The sequence below is a fragment of the Paeniroseomonas aquatica genome, assembly GCF_030409335.1.
Classification (GTDB): domain Bacteria; phylum Pseudomonadota; class Alphaproteobacteria; order Acetobacterales; family Acetobacteraceae; genus Belnapia; species Belnapia aquatica.
In genome coordinates, this window is sequence record NZ_JAUFPN010000184.1 from 16,520 (window position 1) to 41,177 (window position 24,658).

Sequence of the window (24,658 nt, forward strand, 5' to 3'; positions counted from 1 at the left end):
CGCATGGAGCTTCCCTTCGACCCCGCCTATGCCGCCCTGGTCCTCGGCACCTTCCTCTTCGCCGGCTTCGTCAAGGGCATCGCCGGCTTCGGCATGCCGACCGTCACCCTCGGCATCCTGGCGCTGGCGCGGCCGCTGCCGGAGGCGATGGCGCTGATGCTGGTGCCGACCCTGGCCGCCAATGTCTGGCAGGCGCTGGCCGGGCCGGCGCTGCGGCCGATGCTGCGGCGGCTCTGGGGCTTCCTGCTGGCGGCGGGGCTCGGCGCCCTGGCCGGGGCGGGCATCCTGGCGCGCACCGATGCGGTGCTGCTCTCCGGCCTGCTGGGGCTGCTGCTGGTGCTCTCGGCCGCCCTGGCGCTCTCGGGCCGGCCGCTGCCGCCGCCGGGCCGGCGCGAGCGCTGGGTCTCGCCGCTGATGGGCCTCGCCTCCGGCCTGCTGACCGGCCTGACCGGCAGCTTCCTGATGCCGGCGGCGCCGTATTTCGCCGCGCTGAAGCTGCCGCCGCAGGATTTCGTCCAGGCCTTCGGCCTTGGCGTGGTGGTGGCGACCGCCGCGCTGGCGCTGGGCATGGCCGGCGGCGGGCTGCTGCCGGCCGAGATGGGCCTCGCCTCCCTGGCCGGGGTGGCCCCGGCCTTCGCCGGCATGGCCCTCGGCCAGCGGGTGCGGCAGGGCCTGCCCGAGGCCCGCTTCCGCCAGCTGGTGCAGGCGGCGCTCGGGGTGCTCGGGCTCTGGCTGGCCTTCCGGGCCTTCCGTTGAGGGACCAGAGCGGGTTCCGCTCGCACCGGATCACGGAACCCGCTCTAGCCTGTTGGTCCGGCGAGCAGATATCTCCGGTCTGATGCGTCCATCGGACCGGAGTTTGCTCTAGCGCGCCAGGAAGGCGCGGATCGTCTCGCCCACCGGCGCCATGCCGACGACGCCGTTGAGATGCCCGAGCGGCCCGTCCAGCGCCGCCGTCGCCACCTGCTTGCCGGCGGTCCGCAGCGCGGCGGTGAACTCGGCCACGCCTTCGGCCAGGAAGACCCGGTCGGAGGCCGTCGAGACCACCAGCCAGCGCGCCGGGGCGCCCGCCAGCGCCGCCGCCAGGCTGGGGTACTCGTTCAGGAACAGCTGGTTGGCCCGGACCATGTAGAGGAAGGCATTGGCATCCGAGGTCCGCGCCCGGGCCAGCGCCGCCGCATCGAGCCAGGATTCGATGGCGAACCGGTCGCCGATCCGCCGGGCCGGATCCTGCCCATCGGCGGGGCGGCGGTCGTACTGCTTCGCCCAGAGCCGGTCCCGCGCCTGCAGGGTGACGATCTTCCAGGCCTCCGCCAGGCCGCGGATCGGCAGGTCCCGCCCCTGCGCGTAGTAGTCGCCGTCCCGCCAATTCGGGTCCAGCCGGATCGGGCTCTCCCAGAGGTCGAGCCAGCCCTGCATCCAGGCGTCGATCTCGGCGGCGATCACCGGCATCACCCGCTCGACGAAGCCGGGATAGGCCGCGGCCCATTCGATGCTCTGCAGCCCGCCGTTGGAGGGCCCCGCCACCAGCGCCAGGCGCTTGACGCCGAGGCTGTCCAGCAGCCGCTTCTGGGTCTCGACGAAGTCCCGCATCGAGACCACGGGAAAGGTCATGGCATAGGGCCGGCCGGTGTCCGGGTTGATGCTGGCCGGGCCGGTGGTGACGGTATTGGCGTCCGGCACGTTGACGTTGACCAGCGTGTCGGCCGAGACGACGAAGTACTTGTCGGTGTCGATCGGCTTGCCCGGGCCGATGATGGCATCCCAGTAGCCGGCCGGGCCGGTGGCCGAGAGCCGGCCGAAGGCATGGCTGTTGCCGCTGAAGAAGTGGCAGATGAGGATCGCGTTGGTGCCCTCGGCGTTCAGCCGGCCCATGGTCTGGTAGCCGATGCGGAGGTTGCCGATGGTCCCGCCGCCGCGGGTCTGGTAGGCGCCGCCCTCGAAGACGCGCTTCTCCAGCACCTCCTGCGCCGGCGCCGCGCCGGGCGCGGCCAGCAGGCCCATCGTCAGCGCCAGGGCCAGGACGCCGCCCCGCACGCCACGCCGCATCCCACGCCGGATCAGGTCCATGCTTCCCCCCTGGAGTCGCCGCCAGGATGCCGGGGCCGCCCGGCCGCGGCAAGCCGGGCGGCCCGGCGGAAAAGCGCCGGCAGGCCGTTGCGCCTCCATCGCCGGCCGCATAGCCTTCTCCATGTTAGCGCCTCGCGACAGGGTGGGTGCCGGCCAGGCCAGGCCCGCGGCATGCCCTGCCGAAGAAGGTGCGGCTAACCCTTGGGGGGCTACCGTCTTGATGACATTGACGTTGTTGCTCGTGATCGCGTTGGGCGCCCTGTCCATCGCCTATGGCGTGGTCACCGCCAGGCAGGTGATGGCCCTGCCGGCCGGCACCGCCCGCATGCAGGAGATCGCCCAGGCGATCCAGGAAGGCGCCCAGGCCTATCTGAAGCGCCAGTACCTCACCATCGGCATCGTCGGCGTGGTGCTGTTCGTGCTGCTGTTCATCTGGCTCGGCTTCGGGGTGGCCATCGGCTTCCTGATCGGCGCGGTGCTCTCGGGCCTGGCCGGCTTCATCGGCATGAACGTCTCGGTGCGGGCCAATGTCCGCACCGCGGAGGCCTCGAGCCAGTCGCTGGCCGCCGGGCTCGACGTCGCCTTCAAGTCGGGGGCCATCACCGGCATGCTGGTCGCCGGCCTCGCCCTGCTCGGCGTCGCCGTTTACTTCTTCATCCTCGTCGTGCTCGGCGGCCATGCCCCGAACAGCCGGCCGGTGATCGACGCGCTGGTGGCGCTCGGCTTCGGCGCCTCGCTCATCTCGATCTTCGCCCGGCTGGGCGGCGGCATCTTCACCAAGGGCGCCGACGTCGGCGGCGACATGGTCGGCAAGGTCGAGGCCGGGATCCCCGAGGACGACCCGCGCAACCCCGCGACCATCGCCGACAACGTGGGCGACAACGTCGGCGACTGCGCCGGCATGGCGGCCGACCTGTTCGAGACCTACGCGGTCACCATGGTCGCCACCATGGTGCTGGCGGCCATCGCCTTCGCCCCCGACCAGCTGATGCTCGGCATGCTCTACCCGCTGGCGATCGGCGCGGTCTGCGTCGTCACCTCGATCATCGGCACCTATTTCGTCAAGCTGCCGGCCAACCAGTCCATCATGGGCGCGATGTACCGCGGCTTCATCGTCGCCGGGGTGCTCTCGCTGGTGGTGCTGCTGCCGCTCACCTTCCTGGTCTTCGGCAGCGGCACCATCACCGCCGCCGGCGCCAGCTTCACCGCCTGGTCGCTGTTCTTCTGCGGCGCGGTCGGGCTGGTGGTCACCGGCCTCATCATCGTGGTGACCGAATACTACACCGGGACCAACTTCCGACCCGTGCAGGCGATCGCCGAAAGCTCGGTCACCGGCCACGGCACCAACGTCATCCGCGGCATCGCGGTCAGCATGGAGAGCACCGCCATCCCGGCGCTCATCATCATCTTCGGCGTGCTGATCAGCTACAACCTGGCCGGGCTCTACGGCATCGCCATCGCGGTCACCACCATGCTGGCGCTGGCCGGCGTCGTGGTCGCGCTCGATGCCTTCGGCCCGGTGACCGACAACGCCGGCGGCATCGCCGAGATGGCCGGGCTGCCGAAGGAGACCCGCGTCACCACCGATGCGCTGGACGCCGTCGGCAACACCACCAAGGCCGTCACCAAGGGCTATGCCATCGGCTCGGCCGGCCTGGGCGCCCTGGTGCTCTTCGCCGCCTATACCCAGGACCTCACCTACTTCGCGGCGAATGCGGCGACCTATCCCTACTTCGCCGGGATCGGCACGCTGACCTTCAGCCTCACCAGCCCCTATGTCGTGGTCGGGCTGCTGTTCGGCGGGGCCCTGCCCTTCCTGTTCGGCGGCATGGCGATGACCGCGGTCGGCCGCGCCGCGATGTCGGTGGTCGAGGAGGTGCGGCGCCAGTTCCGCGAGAAGCCCGGCATCATGGCCGGCACCGAGAAGCCGGACTATGCCCGGGCGGTCGACATCCTGACCAAGGCCGCCATCAAGGAGATGATCATCCCCTCGATGCTGCCGGTGCTCTCGCCGCTGGTCTGCTACTTCGGCATCCAGGCCATCGCCGGCAAGGCGGCGGGCTTCGAGGCGCTGGGCGCCATGCTGCTCGGCGTCATCGTCACCGGCTTCTTCGTGGCGGTCAGCATGACCACCGGCGGCGGCGCCTGGGACAACGCCAAGAAGTACATCGAGGAGGGCCACCACGGCGGCAAGGGCTCGGAGGCGCACAAGGCCGCCGTCACCGGCGACACCGTGGGCGACCCCTACAAGGACACCGCCGGCCCGGCGGTGAACCCGATGATCAAGATCACCAACATCGTGGCGCTGCTGCTGCTGGCCGTGCTCGCGCATAGTGGCTGACCGGGGCGGCTGACCCGGGGAGGCCGAATTGGAAAGGGCCGGCGGATCGCTCCGCCGGCCCTTCTTCCATCAACGGCAGGCGGGGCTCAGCGCCCGGCCCGCACCAGCGCCAGGATCCCGCGCTGCGGCTTGCCGGAGGCATCCGCGATGCGCTTGTCCTGGGCCTCGATCTCCGTCCGGGCCGGCTCGTCGCCATCGAGGCCGCCGAGCAGCTCGGTCGGCACCTTGCGGTTGGAGGCCCGGCTGCCGTCGGCATAGGAGACGTCGAACAGCACGTATTTTCCGTCGTCGCGGCGCTTGGCCATCGTCTCTGTCCTTTTGCCGCTCGCAGCGGCCTATTTGTCCTGTGCGGCCGGCTCGTCGTCCGGCGGCAGGGTGCCCTCGGGCTCCGGCGGCAGGCCGAGGCCCTCGCGTTCCGTCTTGCGACGGGCGACGGCTTCCTCGCGCTCGCGCTGCTTGGCTTCCTGCTTGGCTTGCTTGCCGCGGTTGATCTCGGCCCGCTGCTGGCCGTAATTCGGTCTGCGTGCCATCGGCGCCTCTTGTCTCGTCCGGCCTTATGGCGCGGCCCTAGGGGCTGGTCGTGCCCAGGCCAGGGCCGGCGGCTGGGACTGGTCGCGGTGGGCCTTCGGTGCGGTTCAACCGAAGAGTGCGGGCGGGCCTACGCGCAACTGGCTTTCCAGCACGATCCGCTCGTGCCCGTCCTTCTGGTGCTTCACCCGGTATTCCCGGTCATTGGCCGGGCCGGGGAGCTGCCGCACCACCGTGTAGAGACCACGCGGCACATTCCCGTCGAACCGCCCGGCGATGAACTCGACGTGCTGGCCGATGGTATAGAGATGCGTCGACATGGGTCCCTCCCGGGGATGCGGAGATGGGCCGGGCCCGGCTTCGCCTCGCGGCGCGCCAGGCCCGGCCCAGGCAACTCAGTCGAGCTTCAGGTTGCAAGCGGAGAGCTTGCCCTGCTGGCCGCGCTGGACGTCGAAGCTCAGGCGCTGGCCGTCATTGAGGCCCTGGAGGCCCGAGCGCTGCACGTCGGAAATGTGGACGAAAACGTCAGCGGTGCCGTCCTCGGGCTGGATGAAGCCGTAGCCCTTGGTCGCGTTGAACCACTTAACAGTGCCGGTAGACATGCGGGGAATCCCATCATGCAAGGGTGCCGCCCCACGCCATCGCGGGACGGGCCAATCTGCCTTTGAGGGACGGAAACCAGGCTCGGGCCCCGGGGGGCAATCGAAACAGGCCGAACCAGACGGGTTGACGCCCGATATATGGGCCTTTGCAAGCCGCCGTACAATGCTTTCCTGCGCCTTGTCGCGCGTCCGGAAGGTTGCGTCCCGGCACCCGGGGCGCCCCCCCCGGCCCTCAGCCCAGCCGCAGGTGGGGCGGGATCGGCAGGCCGAGGCGCAGCGGCACGTGCCAGACCTCGCGCACCGTGCGCAGCTTGGCGAAGCCCGCCGCCAGGTAGTTCGGCAGCGCCCGGGGATGGTCGGCGGTGCAGGTGTTCACCGTCAGCGCCCGGGTGCCCTGCGCCCAGCCGTCCTCGACCGCCTGGCGCAGCAGGGCGCGGCCTAGCCCCGCCCCCACCGCCTGCGGCAGCAGGCCGAAGTAGGAGAGGTTCACCAGCGGCCGGTTGCGCCGGTCCAGCTCGTAGAAGCCGACCGGCTCGCCGTCCCGGTAGAGCACGTGGACGGAGACCGCCGGGTCGCGCAGCACCTGCGCCAGCTCGTTGTCGGTCAGCGTCCGGCGCAGCCACCAGACATGCGCCTCGCCCACGGTGTCGTAGAGGTAGCGGTAGAAGCCGGTCGAGCAGCGGGTGGCGACCTCGAGCCGCAGCCCGGGCGGCAGGCCGGGCCAGGCATCGCCCGGCCGCCGGTCCATCCGCAGGAAGGTGACGTCGACGGCGACCGCGGTGGTGCGGTCGGCCACGAGGCTCATCAGTTGTCCAGGAAGCTGCGCAGCTTCCGGCTCCGGCTGGGGTGCTTCAGCTTGCGCAGCGCCTTGGCCTCGATCTGGCGGATGCGCTCGCGGGTCACGTTGAACTGCTGGCCCACTTCCTCCAGCGTGTGGTCGGTGTTCATGCCGATGCCGAAGCGCATCCGCAGCACCCGCTCCTCGCGCGGCGTGAGCGAGGACAGCACCCGCGTCGTCGCCTCCCGCAGGTTGGATTGGATGGCGGCATCGAGCGGGATGATCGCCGCCTTGTCCTCGATGAAGTCGCCGAGGTGGCTGTCCTCCTCGTCGCCGATCGGCGTCTCGAGGGAGATCGGCTCCTTGGCGATCTTGAGCACCTTCCGCACCTTCTCGAGCGGCATGCCGAGCTTCTCGGCCAGCTCCTCGGGCGTCGGCTCGCGGCCGATCTCGTGCAGCATCTGCCGCGAGGTCCGGACCAGCTTGTTGATGGTCTCGATCATGTGGACCGGGATGCGGATGGTCCGCGCCTGGTCGGCGATGGACCGCGTGATCGCCTGGCGGATCCACCAGGTCGCGTAGGTGCTGAACTTGTAGCCGCGGCGGTACTCGAACTTGTCCACGGCCTTCATCAGGCCGATGTTGCCCTCCTGGATCAGGTCCAGGAACTGCAGGCCGCGGTTGGTGTATTTCTTGGCGATCGAGATGACCAGCCGGAGGTTGGCCTCGATCATCTCCTTCTTCGCCTGGGTCATGTCCCGCTCGCCGCGCGAGACTGTGGCATAGACCCGGCGGAATTCGCTGACCGGCAGGCTGGTGTCCTGGGCGATGGCCGAGAGCTGCGCCCGCACCGCCTCGACATCCTCGCGCGAGCGGGTGATGAACATCTTCCAGGCCTTGCCCGGCAGCTTGTTCAACCGGTCGAACCAGGCCGGGTCGAGCTCGGAGCCGCGCCAGTGCTGCAGGAACTCCTCCCGCTTCACCTTGGACTGCTCGGCGATCCGCAGCACCTGGCCCTCGAGCGCGGTCTGCTTGCGGTTCAGCAGCTTCAGCTGCTCGACCAGCTCCTCGATCCGGTTGTTGTGCAGGTGCACCTTCTGCACCAGGGTCACGATCTCGGAGCGGGTCTTCTCGTAGGTCTTCTCCGAGCGGCTCTGCAGCTCCTCGCCGGCGGTATAGGCCTCCATCCGCTTGAGCTGGAGCTTCTGCAGCCGGCCGTAGCCCTGCTCGATCGCCTCGAAGGCGGCCAGCGCCTCGGGCTTCAGCTTCTCCTCGAGCGCCGAGAGCGACAGGCCCATGCCCTCGCCCTCCTCGCCCTCCTCGAATTCCTCGTCCGGGTCGGGCGGGGCGGCGCCTTCCGGGCTGTCGGCGGCGGCGGTCGCCTCGAGGTCGATCACGTCGCGCAGCAGCATGCGGCCGCCGCGGACCGCGTCGTGCCAGCCGATGATCGCCTTGAAGGTCTGCGGGCTCTCGCAGAGCCCGCCGATCATCATGTCGCGCCCGGCCTCGATCCGCTTGGCGATGGCGATCTCGCCCTCGCGCGAGAGCAGCTCGACCGAGCCCATCTCCCGCAGGTACATCCGGACCGGGTCGTCGGTGCGGCCGAGGCTCTCCTCGTCGACGTTGCCGCCCGACTCCTCCTCGTCCTTCTCTTCCTTGTCCTCGGAGGCCGGCTTGGCGACGGCCACCGCCTCGCCATCCTCGGTCTCCTCAGATTCGACCACGTTGATGCCGATCTCGCTCAGCATCGCCATGGTGTCCTCGATCATCTCGGAGGAAACCTGCTCTGAGGGGAGCGCCGAGTTCAGCTCGTCATAGGTGACGTAGCCGCGCTCCTTGCCGCGGGCGATCAGCTTCTTGACCGCGGCGGTCATGGTGTCGAGCAGCACGCCCTCCACCACCTCGTCGCGCGTCTCGACCGTATCCGTGCCGCCCGCGGTCTTGCTCGCCATGCCTCAGCTCCATAAACGCGCGAGGCGGCCCGGACCCGGGACACCCCTGCAAACCCACCTAACCTATGTGCCCCGTCGGGGCCGCTGCCGGCTCGCCCGGCTGGTCGGCTTCGCCGCCGCGAAGCGCGTTCAGCGCTTCCTGCAGGCGGATGAGGCGCTGCTGCGCGATGGGATCATTGGTTTCCACCAGCATCCTTTGCGCCTCGGCCCGATCCTCGACCAGTTCCGCCTCGCCTCGCAGCAACCCGAAGAAGTGCCACCAGCCGTCGATGGCATCCTTCGGCTGGGCCTCCGGGTGCGCTGCCTGGGACAGGCCCATGCTCCGCACCGCCCAGGCCAGGGGAGACTCCAGCCCAGCCTGCCGCAGGTGGTCCATCAGGCCCTGCGAGTCAAGGACGTCCGCCACATGCAGCCAGCGAAGAAGTGCGGCCCGCAGCACCTGGCACTCCCCCGCGGGCAGGTCCAGCGCCCCCAGCGCCTCCTCCACCTCCGGCAGGATGGCGGGGTGGCGGACCAGGATGGCCAGCAGGTTGCGGGCCCGCTCCAGCCGGATGCCGGGCTGGTCGATCGCCACCCGCTGCAGCCCGGCGATGCTGGACAGCTCGCCCGGCCGGCCCCGCCCCTTGCCCGGGGTCCAGGCCGGGCGCGGCTTGCCCCCCGGGGCGAAGGCCGGGCGGGCGCCGCGGCCGGAGGCGAAGAAGCGGTCGAGCAGCGCCCGCTTGTACTCCGCCGCCAGCGCCCGGTCCGGGATGGCCTTCGCCGCCTCCTCCAGCCGGTTGCGGAAGCCGGCCCGCTGCTCCGGCGTCGCCGGCGGGCTCGCCCCGGCCAGCAGGTCGTAGAGCGCGACCGACAGGGGCCTGGCCGCGTCCAGCACCGCCTGGAAGGCGGCCGGCCCGCCCTTGGCGACCAGCGTGTCCGGGTCCTCGCCGCCGGCGATGGTCGCCAGCCGCAGGCTGCGGTCGGGTGCCAGCAGCGGCAGCGCCAGCTCGGCCGAGCGCCCGGCCGCCTTCACCCCCGCCGCGTCGCCGTCGAAGCAGAGCACCGGCTCGGGCGAGACCTGCCACAGGGCCTCGAGCTGCTCGGCCGTCAGCGCGGTGCCGAGCGGCGCCACCGCCCCGGAGAAGCCGGCCTGGTGCAGGGCGATGACATCCATGTAGCCCTCGACCACCACCACCGGGCCGCCGCGGAAGGCCCCCTCCCGCGCCAGGTCGAGGCCGTAGAGGCTGCGGCGCTTGGAGAACAGCTCGGTCTCCGGGCCGTTGACGTATTTCGGCTGGCCGTCGCCGAGGATGCGGCCGCCGAAGCTGATGGTCCGGCCGCGGCGGTCGCGGATCGGGAAGATCACCCGGTTGAAGAACATGTCGACCACGCCGGCCTCCGGCCGGTCGGGGTCGCGCGGCTTCATCAGCCCGGCGGCGACGAGCTGCTCGGGCGTGATCCCCTCGCCCTTGAGGTCGGCGGCCAGGGCCCCGCGCCCCTCGCCGGACCAGCCCAGGCCGAAGCGGGCGATGGTCGCCTCGCTGAGGCCCCGGCGGCGCAGGTAGGCCAGCGCCTCCCGCCCCTCCGGCAGCGTCAGGCGGCGGCGGAAGGCGGCCTCGGCCGCGGCGCAGACGCCATGGAGGTCCTTCGCCCGGCGCTCCCGCTCGGCCGCCTGGGGCGTTGCCCTCGGCACCTCGAGCCCGGCCTCGCCGGCCAGCCGCTCCACCGCCTCGGGGAAGGCGGCGCCCTCGGTCTGCATGACGAAGCTGATGGCATCGCCATGGGCGCCGCAGCCGAAGCAGTGGAAGTGGTCGTCGTAGACGTAGAAGCTCGGGGTCTTCTCGTTGTGGAAGGGGCAGCAGCCCTTCCACTGCCGGCCGTTCCGCACCAGCCGCGTCTTGCGCCCGATCAGCCCGTGCAGCGGGGTCCGGGCGCGCAGCTCGTCGAGGAAGGCGGGCGGCAGGGCCATGGCCGCATTCTACCCGCCGAGCGCGGCCTTCACCAGCGGCCCGGCCTTGGCCATGTCGAGGCTGGCGGCATGCCGCGCCCGCAGCACCGCCATCACCTTGCCCATCTCCTTGATGCCGGTCGCACCCGCCTCGGCCACCGCCGCGGCGACCGCCGCCTCCGTCGCCGCCGCGTCCATCTGCTGCGGCAGGAAGCCCTCGATCACCGCGATCTCGGCCTCCTCCTTGGCCGCCAGCTCCGGCCGCTTGCCCTGGGCGTACATCTCGGCGCTCTCCCGCCGGCTTTTGACCATGCCGCGCAGCATGGCGACGATCTGCTCGTCCGGCACCCGCTCGGCGGCCGGGCGGGCGGCGATGTCGGCATCCTTCAGCTTGGCCATGACCATGCGGATGGCCGAGGTCCGCGGCGCGTCCTTGGCCAGCATGGAAGCCTTCATCGCCTCGGTGAAGCGGCTGCGCAGATCGTCGGCCATGGGGCCCTCCGGGTGGTCGGCGAGACAAAAAAGGGTGGGCGCTGTAGCATGGGAAGGGAAGCGCCTGGGAAGTTTTTTCCCAATCCCGGGCCGGGCTTGCATTGGGAAATGCTTTCCCACATGTTCTGGCCATGCGGACGGTCGAAGATATCATCGCCTTGCTCGGTGGCCCGGAGGCCGCCGCGGCGCGTTGCGGCATCGGCACCGAGGCGGTGCGCAAGTGGCGGCAGGCCCGGGCCATCCCGCCCCGCCACTGGCCGGCCATCCTCGCCGCCACCGGCCTCGGACTGAACGACCTGCCAGGGGCACCGGTCGGGGCCGCGACCAGCGCCCCGGCCGGCAGCCCGGAACCTCCTGCGGAGACGACCATGCCCCAGCCCGACGCTACCCCAGACCAGGTGCCCGATGGCCAGGATCAGCTCCGCGCGCCTGACGGCGCGACCGCCTGCCTCGTGCTCGGCGACGGCAGCGTCTTCTGGGGCCGCGGCTTCGGCGCCTTCACCCCGGCGGGCGCCGCCCCGGTCGCCGAGCTCTGCTTCAACACCGGCATGACCGGCTACCAGGAGACGCTGACCGACCCCTCCTATGCCGGGCAGATCATCACCTTCACCTTCCCGCAGATCGGCATCGTCGGCGCCAATGCCGAGGACCTCGAGGCCACCACCCCCTTCGCCCGCGGCCTGGTGGTCAAGCAGGACCTGACCGAGCCCGCGAACTACCGCGCCACCCGCCACCTGGACGACTGGCTGAAGTCCCACGCCGTGCCCGGCATCGCCGGCATCGACACGCGGGCGCTCACGCTCCGCATCCGCGACGGCGGCCCGCCGAACGGCGTGCTCTGCTTCCCCGCCGATGGCGCCTTCGACCTCGCCGCGCTGCGCGCCCAGGCCGCCGGCTGGGCCGGGCTCGAGGGCATGGACCTGGCGAAGGAGGTCTCCTGCCGGCAATCCTACGGCTGGGACGAGACCACCTGGGCCTGGCCGGACGGCTTCGGCCGGCAGACGGCGGCCAAGCACAAGGTCGTCGCGGTCGACTACGGCGCCAAGCGCAACATCCTCCGCTGCCTCGCCGCCGCCGGGCTCGACGTGACGGTGGTGCCGGCGACCGCGACCGCCGAGGAGATCCTCCGCCACGGCCCCGACGGCGTCTTCCTCTCGAACGGCCCGGGCGACCCGGCGGCGACCGGGGCCTATGCGGTGCCCGCCATCCAGGGCGTGCTGGCCAAGGGCGTGCCGATCTTCGGCATCTGCCTCGGCCACCAGTTGCTCGGCCTGGCGCTCGGCGGGACCACCTACAAGCTGGACCGCGGCCACCGCGGCGCCAACCAGCCGGTGAAGGACCTGACCACCGGCAAGGTCGAGATCACCAGCCAGAACCACGGCTTCGCGGTGGACGGCAAGACCCTGCCGGACACCGTCCGGATCACCCATGTCTCGCTCTTTGACGGCTCGAACGAGGGCCTCGCCGCCACCGACCGCCCGGCCTTCTCGGTGCAGTACCACCCGGAGGCCTCGCCGGGGCCGAGCGACAGCCACTACCTCTTCCACCGCTTCGTCGACCTGATCGAACAGCACAAGGCATGAGCGGTCGGCAGCCCCGCGCGCTGCTGGCCAATGCCGAATTCGCGGTGGTGGCCGGCTCGGAGCTGGTCCTGCTGGAACTGGCGGAGGAGCTGCTCGGCCGCGGCTGGGCCTGCGACCTGCTGGCCTGGTCGATGGCCGACCCGATGCAGGCCATGGCACGCCAGGCCGGGCTGGGGCTGCTGCACGACCCCGCCGCGGCGCGCCCGCTCGGCTACGACCTGGTCTGGATCCAGAACCGCATGGAGGCGGTGATGGACTACGCGCCGGCGCCGGAGGAGGCCCCGCGGACCCTGTTTGCCTTCGCCCATCTCGACCGCGACTGGAGCTTCGCCCAGCCCGGCGTTGTGGCCGAGGGGCTGCTGGGCGGCGCCTTCCTGGTGACCTCGGAACGCGCGGTCGAGCGGGTCGCCGCCGGCGGCCTGCCGCACGGGCGCATCCGCATGTTCCGCAACGCCGCCCCGGCCGCCTTCGAGCAGCCGGCCCCGCCCCCGGCGGCGGCGCCCGCCCGGATCCTGCTGGTCTCGAACCACGCCCCGCCGGAGCTGCTGGAGGCCTGCGCCCTGCTGCGCGCCGCCGGCGTCGCGGTCAGCCACCGCGGCCTGGGCGGGGATGTGCGGGACAGCCGCGTCACCCCGGCCGACCTGGCCTGGGCGGATGCGGTGGTCAGCATCGGCAAGACCGTGCCCTATGCCCTGCGCTCGCGCCGGGCCGCCTATGTCTACGATCATTTCGGCGGCCCGGGCTGGCTGCTCGACGCCAATTTCGCGGCCGTGGCCGAGCGCAATTTCAGCGGCCTCTGCTGCGGGCGCCGGCTCGAGGCCGCCGCCATCCAGGCCGAGATCATGACCGGCTACCCGGCGGCGGCCGCGGCCGCCGCCAGCCATGCGCCCGGGCGGCTGGAGGCCTTCCGGCTGGAGGGCATCGTCGACGCGGTGCTGGCGCTGGCCGCCGCGGCCCCGACGCCGGACCAGCACCGGGCCGCCCTGGCCCCGCATGCGGTGATGCTGCAGGCCGAGCGCAACCTGGCCCATGCGGCGGGCAGCGCCTTCGCCAACTGGCGCTTTGCCCACCGCGCCCTGGACGCCAGCCGGGCCGCGTCCTCATGACCCACCAAGGCGGGAGCGAACCAGCCATGCAGACCAGCTTCGACCTCACCGGCCGCGTCGGCCTCGTCACCGGCGGCAACGGCGGCATCGGCCTCGGCTTCGCCCGCGGCCTGGCCAGGGCCGGCGCCGCGGTGATGGTCGCCGGCCGCGACGCGGCGAAGAACGCCGCCGCCGTCGCCGAGCTCAAGGCGCTCGGCGCCGAGGCCGATGCCGTGGTGGTGGACGTCACCGAGGAGGCCAGCATCAATGCCATGGTCGCGACCACCGTCGCCCGCTTCGGCCGGCTCGACGTGCTGGTGAACAATGCCGGCATCAACATCCGCAACCGGCCGGAGGCCTACGACCTCGCCGACTGGCACAAGGTCATCGCCACCAACCTGACCAGCGCCATGCTGGCCTCGAAGGCGGCGCATCCGCACCTCAAGGCCGGCGGCCATGGGCGGGTGATCAACAACGGCTCCATGCTGTCGATCTTCGGCCTGCCGCTGCACATCGCCTATGCCTCCTCGAAGGGCGGCGTGGTGCAGCTGACCAAGTCGCTCGCCGTCGCCTGGGCGGCCGACGGCATCACGGTGAACTGCATCCTGCCGGGCTGGATCGACACCGACCTGACCCGCAAGGCCCGCAGCGACATGCCCGGGCTCAACGACAACGTCATGGCCCGCACGCCCAAGGGCCGCTGGGGCTCGCCGGCGGATTTCGAGGGCATCGCCGCCTTCCTCGGCTCGGATGCCAGCGCCTTCGTCACCGGCGTCGCCATCCCGGTGGACGGCGGCTTCTCGGTCCACGGCTGAGCCGTGCCCTCCGCCGACGCCCTGCTGGTCTTCGCCGCCCTGTCGCTCGGCCTCGCCCTGACGCCGGGGCCGAACATGCTCTACCTCGTCTCCCGCTCGCTCGCGCAGGGGACCGGGGCGGGCATGGTCTCGCTGCTCGGCTGCCAGGCGGGCTCGCTCGCCATCATGCTGGCGGCGGCGGCCGGCATCACCGCGGCGCTGCTCGCCATCCCCCATGCCTGGGACATCCTGCGGCTGGGCGGCGCGGCCTATCTGCTGTTCCTCGCCTGGCAATGCGTGCGTCCCGGCGGCCAGCCGCTGTTCGCGCCGCGGGCGATGCCGCGCGAGCCGGCCGGGCGGCTGTTCGCGGTCGGCGCCGCCACCGCCGCGCTGAACCCCAAGGTGGCGCTGTTCTACATGGCGGTGCTGCCGCCCTTCCTCGACCCGGCGCGCGGCTCGCCCTTCCTGCAGGCGGCCGTCCTCGGCGCGGTGCAGATCGCCATCTGCACCGCCTTCGACGCGCTGCTGGTCTGGGGCGCCGCCGGCACCGCCCGCTTCCTCGGGACGCGGCCGGGCTGGATGGCGGTGCAGCGCTGGGTGCTCGGCGCCGCACTCGGGCTGCTGGCGCTGAAGCTGGCGACGGAAAGCAGAGCCTGATGCCCTTCCCCGCCCTGGTCATCCTCGCCCTCGCCTATTCCGGCCTGGTGCTGGCGACGCTCGCGCATGCGCTGCGGAAGATCATGCCGGCACCGCGGGCGGTGCTGGTCGCCTTCGCCATCTCGGCCGTGGTGCATGCCGCCAGCACCTTCCTCGGCACCGAGCCGGACCGCTGGTTCACCCTCAGCCTGTTCTGGCTGCTGCCGCACCTGCTCTTCGTGCCCATCCTGCTGATCGCCACCCGGTTCCAGCGGCCGTGATCCTGCATTCGACGCTCGTCACCGGGCTGATCGGCACGCTGCTGTCGCTGCTGGCCTGCGTCGCGCTGCGCCGGCGCGGCCGGCCGCGGCTGCTGGCGGCGCTGCTGGGCCCGGCCTTCTCGGTCGTCGCCCAGCTCGCCCTGGCCTCGCTGGCCATCGGCATCGCGGTGGCGCCGCGGGCCGCCGTCGAAGCCACCCTGTTTGCCGCCCCGCTGCAGCTCCTGCTGCACCTGCCCATCCTGCTGGCCCTGCTCGCCTGGGCCGCCCTTCCCCGCCGCGCCGCCTGACCGGAGGTCTCCCCATGCCGAAACGCACCGACATCAAGTCCATCCTCATCATCGGCGCCGGCCCGATCGTCATCGGCCAGGCCTGCGAATTCGACTATTCCGGCGCCCAGGCCTGCAAGGCGCTGCGGGCCGAGGGCTACCGCGTCATCCTGGTGAACTCGAACCCCGCCACCATCATGACCGACCCCGGGCTGGCGGATGCCACCTACATCGAGCCGATCACCGTCGAGATGGTCGAGAAGATCATCGCCAAGGAACGCCCGGACGCGCTGCTGCCGACCATGGGCGGGCAGACCGCGCTGAATACCAGCCTCAAGCTGGCCGAGGCCGGGGTGCTGGCGAAATACGGCTGCGAGCTGATCGGCGCCAAGGCCGAGGTCATCGACAAGGCCGAGGACCGGCTGAAATTCCGCGACGCCATGACCAAGATCGGCATCGAGAGCCCGAAATCCGCGGTCGCCCACACCATGGACGAGGCCCGCGCCGCGCTCGACCTCGTCAAGCTGCCCTGCGTCATCCGCCCGAGCTTCACCCTCGGCGGCACCGGCGGCGGCATCGCCTACAACCGCGAGGAATTCGAGCAGATCGTCGCCTCCGGCCTCGAGGCCTCGATGACCACCGAGGTGCTGGTCGAGGAGAGCGTCCTCGGCTGGAAGGAATACGAGATGGAGGTGGTCCGCGACACCGCGGACAATTGCATCATCATCTGCTCGATCGAGAACCTGGACGCCATGGGCGTCCATACCGGCGACAGCGTCACCATCGCCCCGGCCTTGACCCTGACGGACAAGGAATACCAGCGGATGCGCGATGCCAGCATCGCCTGCCTGCGGGAAATCGGCGTCGACACCGGCGGCTCCAACGTCCAGTTCGGCATCAACCCCGCCGATGGCCGCATGGTCATCATCGAGATGAACCCGCGGGTTTCCCGCAGCAGCGCCCTGGCCTCCAAGGCGACCGGCTTCCCCATCGCCAAGATCGCGGCGAAGCTCGCGGTCGGCTACACGCTCGACGAGCTCACCAACGACATCACCATGGTGACGCCGGCCAGCTTCGAGCCGACCATCGACTATGTCGTGGTGAAGATCCCGCGCTTCACCTTCGAGAAATTCCCGGGCACCCCGGCGACGCTGACCACCAGCATGAAGTCGGTGGGCGAGGCCATGGCGATCGGCCGCAGCTTCGCGGAAGCCCTGCAGAAGGGCCTCCGCAGCCTCGAGACCGGGCTCTCGGGCCTCGATGAGATCCCCGCCCCCGGCGACGGCAGCGCCCAGGCCTTCCACGCGGCGCTGGCGACCCCCTGCCCCGACCGCATCGTCATGGCAGCCCAGGCCATGCGCGCCGGCATGTCGGTCGCCGAGATCGCCGCCGCCACCCGCTTCGATCCCTGGTTCCTCCGCGAGGTCGAGAAGATCGTCGCCGCCGAGCGGGTGGTCCAGGCCGAGGGCCTGCCGCGGACGCCGACCACGCTCCGCAACCTCAAGGCGCTCGGCTTCTCCGACCGCCGCCTCGGCCAGCTCGCCGGGGTCACCGAGCTGGCGGTCGAGGCGCATCGCCTCTCGCTCGACGTGCAGCCGGTGTTCAAGCGGATCGATACCTGCGCCGGCGAATTCGCCTCCGACACGCCCTACATGTACTCGACCTACGAGGGCGGCTTCGGCACCCCGGACTGCGAGAGCCGGCCGACCGCGCGGGACAAGATCATCATCCTCGGCGGCGGCCCCAACCGGATCGGCCAGGGGATCGAGTTCGACTACTGCTGCGTCCATGCCTGCTACGCGCTGAAGGAGGCCGGCTTCGAGACCATCATGGTCAACTGCAACCCGGAGACCGTCAGCACCGACTACGACACCTCCGACCGGCTGTACTTCGAGCCGCTGACCGCCGAGGACGTGCTCTCGCTGATCCGCAAGGAACAGGGCAACGGCACCCTGCTCGGCTGCATCGTGCAGTACGGCGGCCAGACCCCGCTGAAGCTCTCCCAGGCGCTGGCCCGGGCCGGCATCCCCATCCTCGGCACCAGCGCCGAGGCGATCGACATCGCCGAGGACCGCGAGCGCTTCCAGATCCTGCTGCGGGGCCTCGGCCTGCGCCAGCCGCAGAACGGCACCGCCCGCACCCTGGAGGAGGCCGCGGTCGAGGCCGAGCGCATCGGCTACCCCGTGGTGGTCCGCCCGAGCTACGTGCTCGGCGGCCGCGCCATGGAGATCGCCCACAACCGCGAGCAGCTCATGCGCTTCGGCATCGAGGCGGTGAAGGTCTCCGGCGAGAACCCGATCCTGATCGACCAGTACCTGGCCGACGCCATCGAGGTCGACGTCGACTGCGTCGCCGACGAGGATGGCGAGGTCTATGTCGCCGGCGTCATGGAGCACATCGAGGAGGCCGGCATCCATTCCGGCGACAGCGCCTGCTCGCTGCCGCCCTACTCGCTCTCGCCGGCCATCATCACCGAGCTGAAGGCCGAGACCGAGGCCATGGCCCGGGCGCTGAAGGTCCGCGGGCTGATGAACGTGCAGTACGCGGTCAAGGACAACGAGATCTTCGTCCTCGAGGTCAATCCCCGGGCGTCGCGCACGGTGCCCTTCGTCGCCAAGGCGACGGGCGTGCCGGTCGCCAAGATCGGCGCCCTGGTCATGGCCGGGCGGCGGCTTTCTACCTTCGACCTCGATGACAGCGCCATCAACCGCCACGTCGCGGTCAAGGAGGCGGTCTTCCCCTTCAATCGCTTCCCCAACGTCGACGTCATCCTCGGCCCCGAGATGAAGTCGACCGGCGAGGTCATGGGGCTGGACAGCAGCTTCGAGCGGGCCTTCGCCAAGGCCCAGCTCGGCGCCGGGGTGAAGCTGCCGCTGGCCGGCACGGTCTTCCTCTCGGTCAAGGACAGCGACAAGGCGGCCGCCGTGGTGCTGGCCCGCCGGCTCAACGACATGGGCTTCACCGTGCTGGCGACCCGCGGCACCGCCGGGCGCATCCGCGACGCCAGCCTGGCCTGCGAGGTGGTGAACAAGGTGCTGGAGGGCCGGCCGCATTGCGTCGATGCCATCAAGTCCGGCGACATCCAGCTGGTGATCAACACCACCGGCGGCGGGCAGTCGGTGGCCGACAGCTTCGACATCCGCCGCTCCGCCCTCACCCACGGCGTGCCGCACTACACGACGGCGGCCGGCGCCCGGGCGGCGGTGCATGCCATCGCCGCGCTGCGGGCCGGCACCCTTGATGTGGCCCCGTTGCAGTCCTATTTTAACCGCTCGTTCTGACCCCGGCCGCGGGCTCCAGCAAAGGCCTGCCAGCCGCCCCCCAAAGGGCGGCCCGGCGGGTCGGAACCGCCGGCCGGGTATCCGTGTTTACATTCCCCATCCTGGCCGCGAGTATCCGGCCCGGATGGGCCTACCGACGGTGCGCGCCCGCGTTTCTGGCCCGGGCGTTTTTTTAGTCGCATTCGCGGCGGCGGACCGCGCACACTCCGCTTCGATACGCTCAAGGGAAGGGCTAGCCGTGCAGAAGTTCCCCATGACCGCGGAAGGTCTGGCGAGGCTGGAAGAAGAGCTGAAGGTGCTGCGGGCCGAGGAGCGTCCCGCGGTCATCCGCGCGATCGCCGAGGCGCGCGCCCACGGCGATCTTTCGGAAAACGCCGAATACCATGCCGCCCGGGAACGCCAGTCCTTCATCGAGGGCCGCATCGCCGAGCTGGAGACCATCATCCCGGCGGTCGAGGTGATCGACGTCTCCAAGCTCTCCGGCGACCAGGTGAAATTCGGCGCCCGCGTCACCGTGGTCGACGAGGAGACCGAGGAGCCCAAGACCTACCGCATCGTCGGCGCCTACGAGGCCGACATGAAGGTGCATTCCATCTCCATCTCCTCGCCGCTGGCCAAGGCGCTCATCGGCAAGAAGGTCGGCGACAGCGTCGAGGTCCCCGCCCCCGGCGGCGCCCGCGCCTACGAGATCACCGGCGTCCGCTACACCTGAGGCCCGCCCCGCGCCGGCCGGGGCTCGCCAGCCCCGGCCCGGCGCGGTAAGGCGCAGCGATGAACGCCAAGCGCCGCGACCGATGACACCCCCCGCCGGCCCGCCCGACACGGCGGTGCGCCTCTCCGACGTGCGCGCCGCCGCCGCCCGCATCCAGGGCGCCGTGCTGCGCACCCCGACCATCGAATCGGATGCCGTCTCCCGCGCCACCGGCGCCCGGGTCTTCCTCAAGCTCGACAATCTGCAGCCGACCGGCGCCTTCAAGGAGCGCGGCGCCGCCAACCGCATCGCCCTGCTGACCCCGCGCGAGCGCCGGGCCGGCGTCGTCGCCATGTCGGCCGGGAACCATGCCCAGGCGGTCGCCCGCCATGCCGCGCTGGCCGGCATCGCCGCCACCATCGTCATGCCGCGCTTCACCCCGGCGACCAAGGTGGTGCGCACCGAATCCTGGGGCGCCCGGGTGGTGCTGCAGGGCGAGACCCTGGCCGAGGCCGCCGCCCATGCGCATGCCCTGGCGCTGGCCGAGGGGCTGGTCTTCGTCCACCCCTACGACGACCCCGCGGTCATCGCGGGACAGGGCACCCTGGCGCTGGAGATGCTGGAGGATGCCCCGGCGCTGCAGGCCATGCTCTTCCCGGTCGGCGGCGGCGGCATGCTGGCCGGCTGCGCCGGCGCGATCCGCGAGCTGCGGCCGGACATCGCCGTGCTCGGCGTCGAGGTCGAGGGCTACCCCGCCATGGCGCAGCGGCTGGCCGGCACGCCGGTTTCGGTCGGCGGCCCGACCATCGCCGAGGGCATCGCCGTCCGCGACATCGGCGAGGTCCCGCTGGCCCAGCTGCAGCGGCTCGGCATCGAGGTGCTGGTGGTGCCGGAGCGGGCGGTCGAGCAGGCCATCGCCCTGCTGGCCGAGGGCGCCAAGCTGGTGGCCGAGGGCGCCGGCGCCACCGGCCTCGCCGCCCTCCTCGCCTTCCCCGAGCGCTTCGCCGGGCGGTGCGTCGGCACCGTCATCTGCGGCGGCAACATAGACGCCCGCATCCTGGCCAACGTGCTGCTGCGCAACCTGCTGCGGGACGGCCGGATCCTCCGCCTGCACCTCAGCATCCCGGACCGGCCGGGGGTGCTGGCCGACATCGCCACCCGGGTGGCGGCGGCCGGCGGCAACGTCATCGAGGTGAGCCACCAGCGTCTCTTTGCCGCCCCCTCGGTGCAATCGGCCGAGCTGGAGCTGATGATCGAGGTGCGCGACACCGTCCAGGGCAACGCGATCATCGCCGCGCTCGAGGCCGGGCAGTACGAGGTGCGCCGCGGCTGAGGCTTGCCGCCGGCGTTCCGTTCTGTTATAGGAATAATGTCCGGTGGCGCCGCTTGGCCGTGACCGGTCAAATCCCTCAATTCTAAAATTCCGGCGCCGGAAGCAGAGGGAAATCAGAGGGTTGGGCGGCCAGGCTTGGCCGGAATTTTACCGAATTGAGCGGAATTGAGCGGATTTGAGCCGAATTGAGGGAGGCTCAGACCGCCACCGGCACGCCGCCCTCGTCCTTCGAGGTGCGGATGGTCTGCAGCGTCTGCACCCGCGCCACCGCCTCCACCGCCGTGAGGCGGGAGGTCAGGGCGTTCTCATGCGCGGTGTCCCGCGCCACCAGCCGCAGCAGGAAGTCGCCGCCGCCGCGGATCATGTGGCACTCCCGCACCTCGGGCCAGCCGAGCACCATCTGCTCGAAGGCCCGCAGCACCGCCTCCTTCTGGCTCTCGAGCCCGACCAGGGCGAAGAAGGTGATCTCGTAGCCCAGCGCCACCGGGTCGAGGTCGGCGTGGTAGCCGCGGATGATCCGCTCCTCCTCCAGCCGCCGCACCCGCCGGAGGCAGGGCGGCGCCGAGAGCCCGACCCGGCGGGCCAGCTCCACGTTGGTCATGCGGCCATCCGCCTGCAGCTCGGCCAGGATCTGGCGGTCCACCTCGTCCAGGGATGCGTCGGTCTCGATGGTCATGGTCCCGTGATTCGTTGCGGCGGTCCGGCCCTCGGCGCAATATCATTGCAGCGGGCCGCCGCCGCAAGGCATGGAAGGCCATCGTCGCCGCGCCTGCAAAGTTGCGCTTGTGGCGGGCCCTCCCGGGACAAATATGCCGGCCCAACCTGTCCCCCACTCTGGCTATCGGGAATCGACCTGTGCCCAGCACCCACCGCACGCGCCTGCTCATCCTCGGCGCCGGCCCCGCCGGCTACACCGCCGCCATCTACGCCGCCCGCGCCGGGCTGAAACCCTTGCTGGTGGCCGGGATGCAGCCCGGCGGCCAGCTCACCATCACCACCGAGGTGGAGAACTACCCGGGCTTCGCCGGCCCGGTGCAGGGGCCCTGGCTGATGGAGCAGTTCAAGGCCCAGGCCGAGCACGTCGGCGCCGGGATCATCCAGGACGTCATCACCCATATCGATCTCGCCGCCCGGCCGATTCGCGCCACCGGCGACAGCGGCGACGAATACCTCGCCGAATCGCTGGTCATCGCCACCGGCGCCCAGGCCCGCTGGCTCGGCATCCCCGGGGAGCAGGCGCTGTCCGGCTTCGGGGTCTCGGCCTGCGCCACCTGCGACGGCTTCTTCTTCCGCGGCAAGGCGGTCGCGGTCATCGGCGGCGGCAACACCGCGGTCGAGGAGGCGCTGTACCTTTCGAACCTCGCCCGCCACGTCACCGTGGTGCATCGCCGCGACAGCTTCCGGGCCGAGCGGATCCTGCAGGAGCGGCTTTTTGCCAGGCCGAACGTCACCGTGCTGTGGGATACGGTGGTGCAGGAAGTCCTGGGCACCGAGGGCCGCTTCCCCGCCGTCCGCGCCATCGCCACCCGCCATGCGCGGACCGGCGCCGCCGGGGAGCTGGCGGTGGACGGGGTCTTCGTCGCCATCGGGCATGACCCGGCCACCGCCCTGTTCCGCGGCCAGCTCGGGATGGATGGGGAAGGCTATGTCGTGACCGAGCCGGGCAGCACCCGCACCAGCATCCCCGGCGTCTTCGCCGCCGGCGACGTCCAGGACCGCATCTACCGCCAGGCGGTCACCGCCGCCGGCACCGGCTGCATGGCGGCGCTCGAGGCGGAGAAGTGGCTGGCCCACATGCCGGCCGACGCCCCCGCCGTCGAAGCCTGGACCTAGGCATGCCGCTGGACTGGGACAAGCTCCGCGTCTTCCACGCGGTCGCCGAGGCAGGCTCCTTCACCCATGCCGGGGAGACGCTGAACCTCAGCCAATCCGCGGTATCCCGCCAGATCCAGGCGCTGGAGGAGGCGCTGCAGGTTCCCCTCTTCCACCGCCACGCCCGCGGGCTGATCCTGACCGAGCCGGGCGAGACGCTGAACCGCACGGTGCGGGAGGTCTTCGCCAAGCTGGCGATGACCGAGGCGCTGCTGACGGAAAGCCGGGAACGCCCGGCCGGGCGGCTGAAAGTCACCAGCACCACCGGCTTCGGCAGCACCTGGCTGGCGCCGCGGCTGGCGCGCTTCCTCGCCCTCTACCCCGAGGTCAGCGTCACCCTGCTGCTCGACGACAGCGACCTCGACCTGGCGATGCGGGAGGCCGACGTCGCCATCCGGATGCATCCGCCGAAGCAGCCGGACCTGATCCAGCGGCACTTGGCCAGCTTCGGCTGGCGGGTCTGCGGCGCCCCCGGCTACCTCAAGGGCGCCGGCATCCCGTCCCGGGCGGAGGAGCTGGATGCCCACCGGATCATCTGCTGGGGCGACCACCGGCCGCCGATCGACGAGGTGAACTGGCTGGCCGAGGCCGGCCGCCGCCCCGGCTCCGCCCGCCGCGCCGCGGTCGAGGTGAACAGCCTCACCGGCATGCTGCGGGCGGTCCAGAGCGGGCTCGGCCTGGCCGCCCTGCCGGACTACATGGGCCGCGACCTGGACGGGCTGCTGCAGGTGCTGCCGGAGCTGAAGGCGCCGCGGCTGGATGCCTATTTCGTCTACCCCGAGGAGATGCGCCATTCGAAGCGGGTCTCGGTCTTCCGCGACTTCCTGGTGGCCGAGTTGGCCGGACATTAGTTTCATGCAACCTGCGCATGGGTGGTGGCGGCTTTCATCAATGCTGCATAGCGGCAGGAGGCATAAGCTACGTCTCGTTCCGACGTACTGCGTTGGAAGAGGGTTTCGGGCCTTGGCCCGGACTCCTTCGTCTCCCAGACGTGAAGCCTCCCTGTTTACCTCGGCCTGCTAACCCAATGGGTTAGCGGGCCTTTCTTTTGCCCGGGCCATGGCTCGGGCGCGCCAGGCAACGCCTTCCCCTTGGCGCGAGGCGGGCGGCGCCGCAGGATGCCGCCCGAACCCCGGCCGCAGAGCCGGGCGAATGGGGGATCCCGTCCATGCGCCGCCTGCGTCTCGCCAGCCTCGTCCTGCTCGCCCTCGCCGCCGGCCCGGTGCGGGCCCAGGAATTCCCCCAGCGCACCGTCACCGTCATCGTCCCCTCCGCCCCCGGCGGCACGCTGGACGCGCTGGCGCGCTTCTTCGCCCAGGCCATGGCCCCGGCGCTGCAGCGCGGCGTGGTGGTGGAGAACGTCAGCGGCGCCGGCGGCCTCATCGGGCTGCAGCGGGCCGCCCGGGCGGAGCCGGACGGGCATGTGCTGGTCTTCGGCAACATGGGCGTGCTCGCCGCCGGCATGGCGCTGAACCCTGACAGCGGCTTCGACCCGCGGCGGGACTTGGCGCCGGTCGGCGTCGTCGCCGAGGTGCCGATGGTGCTGGCGGCCAGCCCGGCGAGCGGCATCCGCAGCCTGCCTGCCCTGCTCGACCGCTTCCGCCGGCAGCCGGGGCGGCTCAGCTTCGGCACCGCCGGGCTCGGCACCACCAGCCACCTCGCCCCGGGCTTCCTGCTGCACCTGACCGGGCTGCAGGCGACGCTGGTCGCCTATCGCGGCTCCGGCCCGGCGATGAACGACCTGGCCGCCGGGGTGGTGGATGCGGTCATCGACCAGACCGTGACGATGATCCCGGCGCACCGGGGCGGCCAGGCCTTCGCCCTGGCGGTCGCCGGCCCCGGCCGCATCCCGCAGGTGCCGGATGTGCCGACCTTCGCCGAGGGCGGCGTCCCCGGCTTCGACATGGTCATCTGGAATGCCTTCGCCGCCCCGCGCGGCACCCCGGCCGCCGCGATCGCCCGGCTGCACGACTCGCTCGAGGCGGCGCTGCGCGACCCCGACCTGCAGCGGCGGCTGGCCGAGCTCGCCAGCAGCATCCCGCCCGCCGAAGCCCGCGGGCCGGCGGCGATGGGCCGGCTGATCGCCGCCGACGTGGCGAAATGGACCGAGTTCGTCCGCCAGTCCGGCCTCGCCAAGGAATAGCCG

24 protein-coding genes are annotated in these 24,658 nt (G+C 71.5%); 14 read left to right on the forward strand and 10 right to left on the reverse strand.

What is annotated here, in order from left to right:
- Nucleotides 1–3 precede the first annotated feature (3 nt).
- The gene (locus QWZ14_RS21280; protein WP_290318889.1) at nt 4–756 is read left to right on the forward strand and encodes a sulfite exporter TauE/SafE family protein; all 753 of its coding nucleotides are present in this window, start codon (nt 4–6) and stop codon (nt 754–756) included.
- 108 nt (nt 757–864) lie between these two features.
- Here the strand turns inward: QWZ14_RS21280 and QWZ14_RS21285 are convergent, their stop codons facing one another.
- Entirely contained in the window at nt 865–2,070 is a 1,206-nt protein-coding gene (locus tag QWZ14_RS21285) for an E22 family MetX-like putative esterase (RefSeq protein ID WP_290318890.1), read from the reverse strand.
- Nucleotides 2,071–2,302: 232 nt separating this feature from the next.
- Here QWZ14_RS21285 and QWZ14_RS21290 point away from each other — a divergent pair, with 232 nt between their 5' ends.
- Nucleotides 2,303–4,411, forward strand: coding sequence for a sodium-translocating pyrophosphatase (locus QWZ14_RS21290; protein ID WP_456307265.1), 2,109 nt, complete (start codon nt 2,303–2,305; stop codon nt 4,409–4,411).
- Between the two features lie 86 nt (nt 4,412–4,497).
- On the opposite strand, the gene QWZ14_RS21295 is transcribed toward QWZ14_RS21290, so the two are convergent.
- The 8 genes from QWZ14_RS21295 to QWZ14_RS21330 form a co-directional block, all read right to left on the reverse strand.
- On the reverse strand, nt 4,498–4,716 hold the full coding sequence (locus QWZ14_RS21295; protein WP_290318893.1) for a hypothetical protein: 219 nt from the start codon (nt 4,714–4,716) through the stop codon (nt 4,498–4,500).
- A gap of 30 nt (nt 4,717–4,746) precedes the next feature.
- A complete protein-coding gene (locus QWZ14_RS21300; protein ID WP_290318895.1) occupies nt 4,747–4,941 on the reverse strand; it encodes a hypothetical protein in 195 nt (64 codons plus the stop codon).
- A 105-nt stretch (nt 4,942–5,046) separates the two neighbouring features.
- Nucleotides 5,047–5,259: a hypothetical protein gene (locus QWZ14_RS21305; protein WP_290318896.1), complete on the reverse strand. Its 213-nt coding sequence runs from the start codon at nt 5,257–5,259 to the stop codon at nt 5,047–5,049.
- Nucleotides 5,260–5,334: 75 nt separating this feature from the next.
- Entirely contained in the window at nt 5,335–5,541 is a 207-nt protein-coding gene (locus QWZ14_RS21310) for a cold-shock protein (RefSeq protein WP_290318897.1), read from the reverse strand.
- Nucleotides 5,542–5,773: 232 nt separating this feature from the next.
- A complete protein-coding gene (locus QWZ14_RS21315) occupies nt 5,774–6,346 on the reverse strand; it encodes a GNAT family N-acetyltransferase (protein ID WP_290318898.1) in 573 nt (190 codons plus the stop codon).
- A complete protein-coding gene (gene rpoD / locus QWZ14_RS21320) occupies nt 6,346–8,271 on the reverse strand; it encodes an RNA polymerase sigma factor RpoD (RefSeq protein WP_290318899.1) in 1,926 nt (641 codons plus the stop codon). Before rpoD ends, QWZ14_RS21315 begins: the two co-directional genes overlap by 1 nt.
- A 58-nt stretch (nt 8,272–8,329) precedes the next feature.
- Complete coding sequence (gene dnaG / locus QWZ14_RS21325; RefSeq protein WP_290318900.1) at nt 8,330–10,219, reverse strand: DNA primase; 1,890 nt, start codon at nt 10,217–10,219, stop codon at nt 8,330–8,332.
- A gap of 9 nt (nt 10,220–10,228) precedes the next feature.
- The gene (locus QWZ14_RS21330; RefSeq protein ID WP_290318902.1) at nt 10,229–10,690 is read right to left on the reverse strand and encodes a GatB/YqeY domain-containing protein; all 462 of its coding nucleotides are present in this window, start codon (nt 10,688–10,690) and stop codon (nt 10,229–10,231) included.
- A 131-nt stretch (nt 10,691–10,821) separates the two neighbouring features.
- Between QWZ14_RS21330 and carA the strand changes: the two genes are divergently transcribed.
- The 9 genes from carA to QWZ14_RS21375 all read left to right on the forward strand — a co-directional run bounded on the left by carA (nt 10,822) and on the right by QWZ14_RS21375 (nt 20,640).
- Complete coding sequence (gene carA / locus QWZ14_RS21335; protein WP_290318904.1) at nt 10,822–12,273, forward strand: glutamine-hydrolyzing carbamoyl-phosphate synthase small subunit; 1,452 nt, start codon at nt 10,822–10,824, stop codon at nt 12,271–12,273.
- Nucleotides 12,270–13,379, forward strand: a complete 1,110-nt coding sequence (locus QWZ14_RS21340; protein WP_290318906.1) for a hypothetical protein — start codon at nt 12,270–12,272, stop codon at nt 13,377–13,379. Before carA ends, QWZ14_RS21340 begins: the two co-directional genes overlap by 4 nt.
- 26 nt (nt 13,380–13,405) lie before the next feature.
- On the forward strand, nt 13,406–14,173 hold the full coding sequence (locus tag QWZ14_RS21345; RefSeq protein ID WP_290318908.1) for an SDR family NAD(P)-dependent oxidoreductase: 768 nt from the start codon (nt 13,406–13,408) through the stop codon (nt 14,171–14,173).
- Between the two features lie 3 nt (nt 14,174–14,176).
- Nucleotides 14,177–14,809: a LysE family translocator gene (locus QWZ14_RS21350; protein ID WP_290318909.1), complete on the forward strand. Its 633-nt coding sequence runs from the start codon at nt 14,177–14,179 to the stop codon at nt 14,807–14,809.
- Nucleotides 14,809–15,069, forward strand: a complete 261-nt coding sequence (locus QWZ14_RS21355) for a hypothetical protein (protein ID WP_290318910.1) — start codon at nt 14,809–14,811, stop codon at nt 15,067–15,069. The genes QWZ14_RS21350 and QWZ14_RS21355 overlap by 1 nt, the downstream gene beginning before the upstream one ends.
- Nucleotides 15,066–15,356, forward strand: a complete 291-nt coding sequence (locus QWZ14_RS21360) for a hypothetical protein (RefSeq protein WP_290318912.1) — start codon at nt 15,066–15,068, stop codon at nt 15,354–15,356. The genes QWZ14_RS21355 and QWZ14_RS21360 overlap by 4 nt, the downstream gene beginning before the upstream one ends.
- A 14-nt stretch (nt 15,357–15,370) precedes the next feature.
- Nucleotides 15,371–18,616, forward strand: coding sequence for a carbamoyl-phosphate synthase large subunit (gene carB / locus QWZ14_RS21365; RefSeq protein ID WP_290318914.1), 3,246 nt, complete (start codon nt 15,371–15,373; stop codon nt 18,614–18,616).
- Between the two features lie 238 nt (nt 18,617–18,854).
- Nucleotides 18,855–19,328 carry a transcription elongation factor GreA gene (greA, locus tag QWZ14_RS21370; protein ID WP_290318916.1) on the forward strand — a complete coding sequence of 158 codons (474 nt, stop codon included), beginning with the start codon at nt 18,855–18,857 and terminating at the stop codon, nt 19,326–19,328.
- 82 nt (nt 19,329–19,410) lie between these two features.
- The gene (locus tag QWZ14_RS21375; protein WP_290318918.1) at nt 19,411–20,640 is read left to right on the forward strand and encodes a threonine ammonia-lyase; all 1,230 of its coding nucleotides are present in this window, start codon (nt 19,411–19,413) and stop codon (nt 20,638–20,640) included.
- Nucleotides 20,641–20,836: 196 nt separating this feature from the next.
- Here QWZ14_RS21375 and QWZ14_RS21380 read toward each other — a convergent pair whose 3' ends face one another.
- Entirely contained in the window at nt 20,837–21,316 is a 480-nt protein-coding gene (locus QWZ14_RS21380) for an Lrp/AsnC family transcriptional regulator (RefSeq protein ID WP_290318919.1), read from the reverse strand.
- 179 nt (nt 21,317–21,495) lie between these two features.
- On the opposite strand from QWZ14_RS21380, the gene trxB reads away from it, so the two are divergent.
- The 3 genes from trxB (at nt 21,496) to QWZ14_RS21395 (ending at nt 24,655) form a co-directional block, all read left to right on the forward strand.
- Entirely contained in the window at nt 21,496–22,473 is a 978-nt protein-coding gene (gene trxB / locus QWZ14_RS21385; protein ID WP_290318920.1) for a thioredoxin-disulfide reductase, read from the forward strand.
- Nucleotides 22,474–22,475: 2 nt separating this feature from the next.
- A complete protein-coding gene (locus tag QWZ14_RS21390; protein ID WP_290318921.1) occupies nt 22,476–23,363 on the forward strand; it encodes a LysR family transcriptional regulator in 888 nt (295 codons plus the stop codon).
- A 317-nt stretch (nt 23,364–23,680) separates the two neighbouring features.
- The gene (locus tag QWZ14_RS21395; RefSeq protein ID WP_290318923.1) at nt 23,681–24,655 is read left to right on the forward strand and encodes a Bug family tripartite tricarboxylate transporter substrate binding protein; all 975 of its coding nucleotides are present in this window, start codon (nt 23,681–23,683) and stop codon (nt 24,653–24,655) included.
- The last annotated feature ends 3 nt before the right edge of the window (nt 24,656–24,658 follow it).